Origin of the sequence: Aphanizomenon sp. UHCC 0183 (assembly GCF_009712065.1) — a bacterium.
Classification (GTDB): Bacteria; Cyanobacteriota; Cyanobacteriia; order Cyanobacteriales; family Nostocaceae; genus Dolichospermum; species Dolichospermum heterosporum.
The window spans coordinates 50,098-60,514 of the sequence record NZ_VILC01000009.1 but is presented as its reverse complement, the minus strand read 5'-3'; the positions used below and the strand labels follow the sequence as shown (position 1 = coordinate 60,514).

At 40.8% G+C, this 10,417-nt stretch carries 10 protein-coding genes; 5 read left to right on the top strand and 5 right to left on the bottom strand.

Going from position 1 to position 10,417, the window contains the following annotated elements:
• Positions 1 to 75: 75 nt before the first annotated feature.
• Entirely contained in the window at positions 76 to 897 is an 822-nt protein-coding gene (gene sppA / locus FJR37_RS04290) for a signal peptide peptidase SppA (RefSeq protein WP_053538007.1), read from the bottom strand.
• Between the two features lie 943 nt (positions 898 to 1,840).
• Positions 1,841 to 2,137, bottom strand: coding sequence for a hypothetical protein (locus FJR37_RS04285; protein WP_071992797.1), 297 nt, complete (start codon positions 2,135 to 2,137; stop codon positions 1,841 to 1,843).
• A 333-nt stretch (positions 2,138 to 2,470) separates the two neighbouring features.
• Between FJR37_RS04285 and FJR37_RS04280 the strand changes: the two genes are divergently transcribed.
• The 4 genes from FJR37_RS04280 (at position 2,471) to plsY (ending at position 5,904) form a co-directional block, all read left to right on the top strand.
• Positions 2,471 to 3,256, top strand: a complete 786-nt coding sequence (locus tag FJR37_RS04280; RefSeq protein WP_039205142.1) for an MlaE family lipid ABC transporter permease subunit — start codon at positions 2,471 to 2,473, stop codon at positions 3,254 to 3,256.
• Between the two features lie 88 nt (positions 3,257 to 3,344).
• Positions 3,345 to 3,734, top strand: a complete 390-nt coding sequence (locus FJR37_RS04275; RefSeq protein ID WP_168465393.1) for a DUF3119 family protein — start codon at positions 3,345 to 3,347, stop codon at positions 3,732 to 3,734.
• 72 nt (positions 3,735 to 3,806) lie between these two features.
• Complete coding sequence (locus FJR37_RS04270) at positions 3,807 to 5,018, top strand: DUF3086 domain-containing protein (RefSeq protein WP_168465392.1); 1,212 nt, start codon at positions 3,807 to 3,809, stop codon at positions 5,016 to 5,018.
• 205 nt (positions 5,019 to 5,223) lie between these two features.
• Positions 5,224 to 5,904, top strand: a complete 681-nt coding sequence (gene plsY / locus FJR37_RS04265; RefSeq protein ID WP_168465391.1) for a glycerol-3-phosphate 1-O-acyltransferase PlsY — start codon at positions 5,224 to 5,226, stop codon at positions 5,902 to 5,904.
• A gap of 488 nt (positions 5,905 to 6,392) precedes the next feature.
• Here plsY and FJR37_RS04260 read toward each other — a convergent pair whose 3' ends face one another.
• Positions 6,393 to 7,025, bottom strand: a complete 633-nt coding sequence (locus FJR37_RS04260) for a class I SAM-dependent methyltransferase (protein WP_168465390.1) — start codon at positions 7,023 to 7,025, stop codon at positions 6,393 to 6,395.
• A gap of 93 nt (positions 7,026 to 7,118) precedes the next feature.
• On the opposite strand from FJR37_RS04260, the gene hemH reads away from it, so the two are divergent.
• Complete coding sequence (gene hemH / locus FJR37_RS04255) at positions 7,119 to 8,285, top strand: ferrochelatase (protein ID WP_168465389.1); 1,167 nt, start codon at positions 7,119 to 7,121, stop codon at positions 8,283 to 8,285.
• An 86-nt stretch (positions 8,286 to 8,371) separates the two neighbouring features.
• Here the strand turns inward: hemH and purB are convergent, their stop codons facing one another.
• Both purB and FJR37_RS04245 read right to left on the bottom strand, forming a co-directional pair.
• Positions 8,372 to 9,667, bottom strand: a complete 1,296-nt coding sequence (gene purB, locus FJR37_RS04250) for an adenylosuccinate lyase (RefSeq protein ID WP_027402662.1) — start codon at positions 9,665 to 9,667, stop codon at positions 8,372 to 8,374.
• Between the two features lie 67 nt (positions 9,668 to 9,734).
• Positions 9,735 to 10,391 carry a hypothetical protein gene (locus FJR37_RS04245; RefSeq protein WP_027402661.1) on the bottom strand — a complete coding sequence of 219 codons (657 nt, stop codon included), beginning with the start codon at positions 10,389 to 10,391 and terminating at the stop codon, positions 9,735 to 9,737.
• Positions 10,392 to 10,417: the final 26 nt, after the last annotated feature.

Here is a 10,417-nt window from a genome sequence, read left to right as displayed (position 1 = left end):
CCCTGTTCCCTGTTCCCCGTTCCCTGTTCCCTGTTCCCTGTTCCCTGTTCCCTGTTCCCTGTTCCCTACGACTTTCTATGGACGATATAACCACATGGGTAAACCACTGGTAGACATTTCAAATTCTAGCCAATCAATCCCCCCACCAATAACCGATTTAGCTTGACGACTTCCGGGTAGAACACGACTCAAAAATGGTTTCTGTTCTTCTAGCGTATAGCAAAGAGTTTTCTCAGGATCAAGTCCTACTAATTCCGCTGTCCATCGTCGTGCATCCTCTTCTGTTCCTAAGCGGTCTATAACACCTAACTCTAAGGCTTGCTGTCCGGTAAAAATTCGGCCGTCAGCGAAACTTCTTACCTTCTCTACGGTTAATGAACGAGCCTGTGCTACCGTTTCCACAAATTGTTGATAGCTGCAATCAATCAAGTCTTGCAGAATAGTTTGTTCCGGTTCTGTTAATTCCCGATCAAAAGCTAATATATCTTTGTACGGTCCTGACTTAATGACCTTAAAGGAAACACCAATTTTTCCCAATAGCACCTCTAAATTATTCCCTCGCAGAATTACCCCAATACTGCCTGTAATCGTGCCTGGATTCGCCATGATATGTTCTGCACCCATACCAATATAAACGCCTCCAGAAGCGGAAATATTCCCAAAACTAGCAACAATCTTGATTTTTTTGGCTAATCTCTTTAGTGCGCTGTAGATTTCTTGAGAATCACCCACTGTACCGCCAGGACTATCAATGCGTAGCAGTAAAGCCGGAAACTTACTTTCCTCTATAGTCTTCAATGCTTCTAGGACGTGCTTACGGGTTGCACCAGCGATCGCACCGCTAACTTCAATCCGCGCAATTTGTTTCCGAAAGTTGGGCTTAAATGGCCAAATCATAAGAATGCCTGGTAAGTGGGAAACTCAGTGGCTTTAGCCCTGAGAGGGAAGCGACACGAGTGGTTTTAACCACCGTGAAATTTTTTCATTACCGCCTTGGAGTTGGGAAATTCGGGGTACTTTTGTGATGTACTTTCAACGGGACAATTACCGATTCAAAATTCCCAACTCTGTACGCATAATGTTTTGCACGCGATGTGCCTCCCATTTCTGGGGTAATGTTAGCTAGATGCCTCCGGCACGCTGGCGCGAACGACCAGTTATAAGAGCTTTTTAGACTTGCAACACTGTTTCAGTGACCTTAAAACTGTTTAATTGCAAATGACAGAGCAAGGAACTAGCTTCGCATTCCGGGGTGTCGTGACTCAAATAACGGCTACCCTTCGACAACGCTAAGGGTGGTCTGGTCAGTACAGCTTGTTTGATTACTCTTGCAAGCTCAGTCCCTTTAGGGCTGGGTTACTGACGGGCAATCAAATAACTTTTTAATCTTTTGAATATCTTTAATATAGAACGCCTAGCGTGAAGCTAACGGGTTTCACCTCTAATCCAATGGGGAAAAAGCCCAAAGACAAGGGGAGGAATTTTATTTCTAACCCCTGACTCGGTAACTCTTGCTATATCACCCGAATCATTATTAAAAAGCTTAAGGAAATTTTTATATTTTATATGTAGTTTTATTTGGTATTTTTAAGGAACAAGAGCCAAGTATTAAAAAATATTAGCCTTCACCACAAATATACCCATCTCAACCCTATTGTGTTGTGTCACTGCACTACACGAGAATTTGGGAAAATAACGACCTTAAAAAATAGAAATCTCCAGCACAGAGCCAATAGCTTCCAGTAAATATAGAAATACTCAGCTATGGATCGCAATTATTAAGATTACTCATTGTGGGATTCTTTGAATCATCAACATGGCTTAAATGCTTTGACAACATTCAAGAATCGGTATGAAGAATTTGATAACGGTAATGAACATAGATATCAAATAGCGCCCCAACAAAGCCGCAAGTTAAACTAATCGTAAATAGACCGTTGAGGGAACTACCACTGCCGAAAGTAGCGAGAAAATGCAGAATTTGCATAGAGACATCCGAAATTATCCCTTGTAGACCAGGGACATAGCTAAAAAGTGATAAAACCAAGAACAAACCACCAACAAGGAAGACAGGGACAAGAAAACTAAAAATGGTGGTAAGGACTAAAGATCGGAAAAAGTTACTAAATATAGTCATAATCAGACCGAGGTAGTGGGTAACTTGAGAGATAACCGAAAAATTATCTGCCAACTTCTACAATACTGGCGATCGCCCCCAAACATTCATTTCGTCAAGAATCTTAAGTTTTCATTAAATTGCACTGGTAGTAGTTACCCCAAGTGCATTGGGTATTTTTGAGGTTTAAAACCTGTAAAACCTTGAGAAAATCAGGATTTACATCTCAGTATGCAGTTTACTAGAAGTAAAACCACTGTAAAAACTCGCTCAATTTTATGAGACTAGCCGTAAACTAAGTTAATAATTTGCATATTGTCTAGTGTTAATTCTATCCCCCACCACCAGTGACCAATGGCCAAATCCAGTTTAGGAACATGGAGTCAGCGCTTGCTGGCTGCGACCTTTTTAGGTGGACAAGTCATATTTCACCTCCTTCAAGGTAAAATTCACCGTCGTAACACCCTAGAACAATTGGCAATAGTTGGACCCGACTCTTTCTTCATTGCCCTATTAACAGCCATATTCGTGGGTGCAGTATTCACAATTCAGGTAGCACGGGAATTCATCAACTTCGGGGCAGGAAACCTCGTTGGGGGCGTATTAGCAGTAGCATTAACCAGAGAACTTAGCCCCGTATTGACAGCAGTAGTTTTAGCAGGACGGGTAGGTTCAGCTTTCGCAGCAGAAATCGGCACAATGAAAGTTACAGAACAAATAGATGCTCTGTTAATGTTAAAAACAGATCCCATTGATTATCTAGTTATTCCCCGACTTCTGGCTTGCTTCATCATGTTACCTGTCTTAACTTTGCTATCCTTAATCACAGGAATGTCTGGAGGATTGCTCATAGCCACCCATATTTACAACCTTTCCGATACAGTATTTCTAGACTCAGCCCGGGACTTTCTCGATATTTGGGATATTGGTAACGCCATGATTAAAGCCTGTTGCTTTGGTGTATTAATCGCCATTATCGGCTGTAGCTGGGGCTTGACTACCACAGGCGGTGCTAAAGGTGTAGGACAATCAACTACAACTGCTGTTGTCACAGCCCTATTAGTTATATTTATTACCAACTTCTTTTTATCTTGGGTAATGTTCCAAGGTCCCGGTAGTGGATTATCTCCAGGAAAGTGATTTTAGAGGCAAGAGGCAAGAGGCAAGAGGCAAAAGGCAAAATAGAGTAATTAAAAATTACGAATTATAGAAACAGGAGAAAAAGATTTTGCATAGTTCATTCACACCTAACATCATATCAACAGTAGAACTCAAGCCAAGTTATAATATTCCTGTTGTCTTAGTCTTGGTCGCCATTCCCGTCCTATTAGTACAACCTTGGGTGGGAGGAATATTAACGCTATTGGGTTTGTTTTTGATGTTGCAATCTGTAACACTGCGCTTTCTATTTACCCCTACTGATTTTGATCTTTATAGAGGCGAAAAGTTAATTAAGCGTTTTCCTTACCAAGAATGGCAAAATTGGCGAATATTCTGGAATCCGGTTCCCATTTTGTTCTATTTTAAAGAAGTGAACAGTATTCACTTTTTGCCAATTTTATTTGACCCCAAAACCTTAAAATCTTGTCTAGAAGAACGTTGTCCACGCATTGATTAGATTTTGTCTCTAGTTAATTGGATATTTCAAGAAAGATATTTTTTGTATCATGGAAAATTTATATAGTCGTTTATGAACCCAGAAGAATCTCCAACTCCAGAACCCATAAATGAGTGGTTAGAACAAATAGAAGTGCAACCCCCTACAGATGAACTACCAGAAAAACCGTCCACCGATTTACAATTAGAAACTAAAGCATCTGGTGAATTGGCAACGTCAGAAACAGCAGAACTAGAAGCAGAAGATTCACTACATATACAAGCAAAACAAAGATTAGCCCAATTACAGCAAAAGTCATCAGAACTTAGCGCAGAAATTGCTCAATTGGAAACTACTTATGCCACCCTTCGGACGCAAATTAGTGTAACTCAAACTGCACTCTCGCAAGTTGTCCAAGATTCATTATCACAGTTAGAACAACGCAAACAAGCCTTACAAATTTCTGTCGAACAACTCGAACGTCGTCAGGAACGAATTCGTAATGAAATGCGGACAACCTTTGCAGGGACATCTCAAGATATAGCAATTCGGGTACAAGGTTTTAAAGACTATCTCACAGGCAGTTTACAGGATTTGGCATCAGCAGCCGAACAAATGCAGCTTGTACAACCTGTGCGGGAACGGGAAAAGCCAGCGCCGAAAGAAGCTAAACCTGTGAAAGAACAAATGGCTAACGCCACGCTATCGCTATCGGAAATGCCACAACTTGGTCAACAGCAGTTTCAGGATACCACTAAAAAAATCCGGCGCTTACTTGACCAATACCGCAACCAACCAGATTATTATGGACCTCCCTGGCAATTACGCCGCACCTTTGAACCAATTCATGCAGAAAAAATCTCAAATTGGTTATTTACCCTTGGTGGACGGGGTGCTTTACGGACAATGGGTAGCCGCTTACAGAATATTTTAATTGCTTCATCGGCAATTTCGATATTACATCAATTATATGGCGATGCCTCCGGCGAGGGAAGCTATCGCGTGCGAACCCTAATTTTAGCAAACACTCCAGAACGTTTAGGTGAATGGCGACGCGGTTTACAAGATTGTTTAGGTATCGGTCGTCCCGATTTTGGACCCGACAGAGGAGTGGCATTATTTGAAGCACCGACAGCTTTAGCCCAAAAAGCCGAGAGATTAGTTAAAGCCAATCAAATGCCTTTAATTATCATTGATGATTCTGAGGAACAAATTAGTTTAACATTACTACAATTCCCTCTCTGGTTAGCTTTTGCCCCTGACCCAAAAACCATGAAAGATCGGGATTTTAACGATGATTTTTAATTAGTCATTGGTCATTGGTCATTGGTGATTGGTCATTGGTGATTGGTGATTGGTGATTGGTGATTGGTCATTGGTAAAACAACTGACAACTGACAACTAACAACTAACAACTAACAACTGACAACTGACAACTGACAACTGACAACTGACAACTAACAACTGACAACTAACAACTGACAACTGACAACTGACAACTGACAAATTTATGTTTCTTTGGTTAAGTTTGTGTGGAGTGGTGGTTTTATTAGCTTACCTATTTGGTTCTTTCCCCACTGGATATCTAGCAGGTAAGCTATTAAAAGGAATTGATATTCGGGAAGTTGGTTCTGGTTCAACGGGTGCAACTAATGTTTTGAGAACTTTGGGTAAAGTCCCAGGGGGATTTGTGTTATTAATTGATGCTTTAAAAGGAGTATTAGCCATAAATTTAGGTTATGCCTTATTTAACATTGCTTATAGTCAAAACTTAATTCCACCAACTGTAAATCCCGGAATTTGGCAACCTTATTTAGTCACATTAGCTGGTTTAGCCGCCCTTTTAGGACATAGTAAATCAATCTTTCTCGGCTTTACTGGTGGTAAATCTGTAGCTAGTGGTGTGGGAATTTTACTAGCTATAAATTGGCAAATTGGATTATCAACATTAGGAGTATTTGCAGTAGTCATTGCCATTTCTAGAATTGTATCTTTAAGTTCCATTTGTGGAGCGATCGCAGTTTCTATTTTAATGGTAATTTTCCACCAACCTTTAGCCTACATTCTTCTTGGTTTGACTGGCGGTTTATATGTAATTATCCGTCACCGCAGTAATATTGAGCGATTAATTGCGGGTACAGAACCAAAAATTGGTCAAAAGGTAGAAACACAAACAGAACAAATTACTTAGAGGATGTTTGAAAAGTGGTATTCCGTAATTTTCATCACATTGCTACCCCCCTTTCCCCTTGTAAAGGGGGGAAACAATAAAAATCCAGTTCCCTCCCCTTTACAAGGGGAGGGTTAGGGTGGGGTAAAAAATATTTGATACATCAACCATAACTTTTCAAACACCCTCTTAGGAATGTGAATTAAATAAAGTGCAAAAGTAGGGTGTGTTAGCGACAGCGTAACGCACCATTCCACATTAAATCAGAATTGCAGGTTATTAAATTTGCGTTCCTTAGAACTTTTTGCTGGTTCGTTATTCGGGGCAACCACAGGGGGTTTGCCCCTACCTAATGGTATCAACTTAAGCTCAAATCCCTACCACACCTCGTTCCTAGTCAGAGACTAGGAATGCAGTTGATGAGGCTCTGCCTCTAATATCATTGAGGGCAGAGCCTTCTAGAATTCATTCCCAGTCTCTGACTGGGCGCAGGCCCTGCGCCCCTACTCCTATTCAACAATTTTTCTGGACTGAATTACCTGCAAACTTCCACCAGCATATAAACTAGGTTTACCCACATCAAAACCATAATCTCCTAACAAACCAGGTAAATCTGTTTTCAACAATTCCCAAGCCGTCTGGGTTTCAAACAACCAGAAAAATATCGCCAACCCCGGCCAAAATATCGGATTTGTTGGGGGGTGAAAATCCACCAAAGTGAAAACTCCTCCCGGTTTTAATACCCGATAAACCTCTTGAATGATTTTTCGGAGTTGTTCTGGCTGCATTTCGTGTAAAGCTGCGCTAGTATGTACCACATCAAACAAATTATCTGCAAAAGGCATATCCTCAGCAAATGCTTTTATATAAGTGGCATTTGGCACATTTTTCTGGCATCGTTTTATAGACAATGGAGAAGCATCCAAACCGGTGACGTTTTCCGAAAAATTTACTAAAAATCTGGTTACTTGACCACTACCACAACATAAATCTAAAATCTGAGTATCTGATTGTAGGTTTAAATTTTGTAAAGCCAGTTGACGAAACCGGGGTTCACCACCCACAGTCACAGCCGCTAACCGAGAGATGCCATCATATAGCCATTGGTATCTATAACTTAAATCTCTAAAAATTGTTGCCATTGTATTTTTCCTGCCGATAAAGCTTTATATTTAATAAAGATATATTGTTAACATTAGTGAAAAATCTGTAAGGATTGGGGGAAAGTAACTGCTATGGGTCGTATAGGGGTATTATTACTTAATCTTGGTGGTCCTGATAAACCAGAAGATGTCAGACCTTTCTTATATAATCTGTTTTCAGATCCCGAAATTATCCGTTTACCGTTTCGCTGGATGCAAAAACCTCTGGCTTGGTTTATTGCTACACGCCGAGAAAAAACATCTCAAGAAAATTATAAGCAAATTGGCGGCGGTTCTCCCTTACGACGGATTACAGAAGAACAAGGAGAAGCTATCAAGGCGAAGTTAGGTGAATTAGGACAAGAAGCTAATATCTATGTGGGAATGCGTTATTGGCATCCTTATACAGAGGAAGCGATCGCCCAACTTACCCAAGATCACATTGATAAGTTAGTAATTCTCCCACTTTATCCCCAATTTTCCATCAGCACCAGCGGTTCTAGTTTCCGGTTATTAGAACAACTATGGAAAGAAAACCCCAAACTCCAAAGTCTTGAATATACAGTCATTGCCTCTTGGTACAAAGAACCAGGTTATCTACAAGCAATGGCAGAACTCATACTTGGCGAACTTGATAAATTTTCACATCCTGATGACGTGCATATCTTTTTCAGCGCACATGGTGTACCTAAAAGTTATGTAGAGGAAGCAGGAGATCCCTACCAAGTAGAAATTGAGGAATGCACAACCTTAATTATGCAAACTCTCAATCGTCCCAATCCCCACACCCTCGCCTATCAAAGTCGTGTTGGTCCGGTAGAATGGCTACAACCCTACACAGAAGATGCACTAAACGAACTCGGTGTTAAAGGTGTGAAAGATTTGGTAGTTGTCCCCATTAGTTTTGTTTCTGAACACATCGAAACACTGCAAGAAATTGATATTGAATATAGAGAAATAGCTGAACAAGCAGGAATACACAACTTCGGACGAGTTCCTGCTCCCAACACCAATCCAGTTTTTATCAAGGCTTTATGCGACCTGATAATTGATGTCCTGCAACAACCTAATCTCAAACTCTCTCAAGTTACCCAAATGAAAAAAAGGGTGAAAATGTATCCCCAAGAACGGTGGGAATGGGGAATCACTACCAGCGCAGAAGTTTGGAATGGTCGGATAGCCATGCTAGGTTTTATTGGGTTAATTATTGAATTAATCACTGGTAAAGGCTTACTGCACGTTATCGGACTTTTACATTAGTTGTGGTCATGGGTCATGGGTCATGGGTCATGGGTAATAATTATTTCCGTTTAAAACCCCCAATTACCAATTCCCCAATTCCAGTTCTAAATACCCAATCTTTGATAAACCTGTTCTAAATGCTTGAGATGATGTTGTGGATCAAAACAGGCTTCTATTTCTGCTGGGGATAAGTTTTGAGTGACGCGAGGATCTGTGCTGATTAAATCACGGAAGTTGCCTTCTGGTTTGTTCCAGGCAGTATGGGCGCTTTCTTGGACTATAGTATAGGCTGCTTCTCGATTTAGTCCTTTATCTATTAAGGTTAATAATACCCTTTGACTAAAGACGACTCCACCATAACAGTTAAGATTTCGTGCCATATTTTCGGGATAAACCAACAGGTTATTTACCAGTTGGGTAATTTCATGCATCATAAAATGAGTCAAAATGCAAGCATCTGGTAAAACTACCCGTTCTACAGAACTGTGGGAAATATCCCGTTCGTGCCACAAAGCGACGTTTTCTAATACTGCCCCTGCATGACTTCTCACCAATCGTGCCATCCCTGTTAATCGTTCCGAACGGATGGGATTACGCTTGTGAGGCATAGCACTAGAGCCTTTTTGCCCTTTGGCGAAAAATTCTTCAACTTCTAAAACGTCTGTTTTTTGCAGGTTACGAATTTCTACAGCAAAACGTTCTATGGATGCAGCCAGTAATGCTAACTGTTGCACAAAGTCTGCATGAATATCACGGGAAATTACCTGAGTGGAGGCAATATCGGGTTTAAGTCCCAGTTTTGCACAAGCGATCGCTTCTACACGGGGTTCAATGTTGGCGTAAGTCCCCACTGCACCTGATATTTTACCGACAGCGATCGTTTTTTTGAGAATTTGCAATCGTTCTTGATGTCGCAACACTTCCGCTAACCAACCAGCTAACTTAAAACCAAAGGTAATAGGTTCAGCGTGAATACCATGCGATCGCCCAATCATTACCGTATTGCGATGTGCAGTAGCTTTTTTACGAATAGCATCAATGACATCTTCTAGGCGTTTTAACAACAGATCCAGACTAGCAACTAATTGTAGCGATAAAGCAGTATCCAAAACATCAGAACTAGTTAAACCCAAGTGAATATAGCGTCCTGCATCACCTACATATTCATTAACATTTGTCAAGAAAGCAATCACATCATGACGAACTTCTGCCTCAATTTCCAGCACCCGTTTGGGGTCAAAATTCGCCTTAGCCTTAATTTCCTCTACTGCTGCTGCTGGAATATAACCCAGTTCTGCCTGTGCTTCGCAAACCGCGATCTCTACATCTAGCCAGGTTTTCAGCTTATAGGTTTCACTCCACAAATCGCCCATTTCGGGCAAGGTATAACGCTCAATCACATTCACAGCATCTAATACAACTGTCATATTTTACATTAGACATCTCCAAAATAGTAATACTCTATGGTTAAGGGTGAATTTGGCTCAAAATAAACCGCAACCGATCATAATCATCTTTGAGTAACATACTCAGATGTCTTCCAGCTTTAATCAACCATTCTCGATCAGTTTTTCGTAACTGATATACTCCTCGAATAGCGGCGGCAGCTAAAGAATCTACAGGCGCACCACTAATAAAAATTAATGTTCGTAAAAAATCTAGTTCTTCCGTAAACTGAATAATTTCTTCTGCCTGACAATGATTAACAGCCTGGTGGATTTGTGGTGGACGGGGTGGTAAGTATTGATATACCCTGCCGTTATTACCTATATTTATAGACTTTTCCTTAAATCCCACAATCGCCGCTCGAAATTCAGTTTTGAGCATAGAAAATATCTGGGGTTGTTCCTCACGCAAAGCTTCTAAAGATAATCCCAAAGCAACTGCCCGATGTACAGAATCAATAGGCATAGTTGTGGCATGATAAACTACAGCATAAACTTGATTACCAGATTCTTCGTCCACAGCGCAAACCCAACTCCCAAAAGGTGGCATTGGTGGAAAACTCAAGTCTTCTGGTTCTAAACACTGAGCCAAAAATTCCGTACTTGTCGTTTCAATTATCTCTGCAAAGTGATGAGAATGGCGATTTTCAATAGCAAACTGTGGTAAAGGTAGACGCATAAGCAGTTAAGGAACAGGGAACAGGG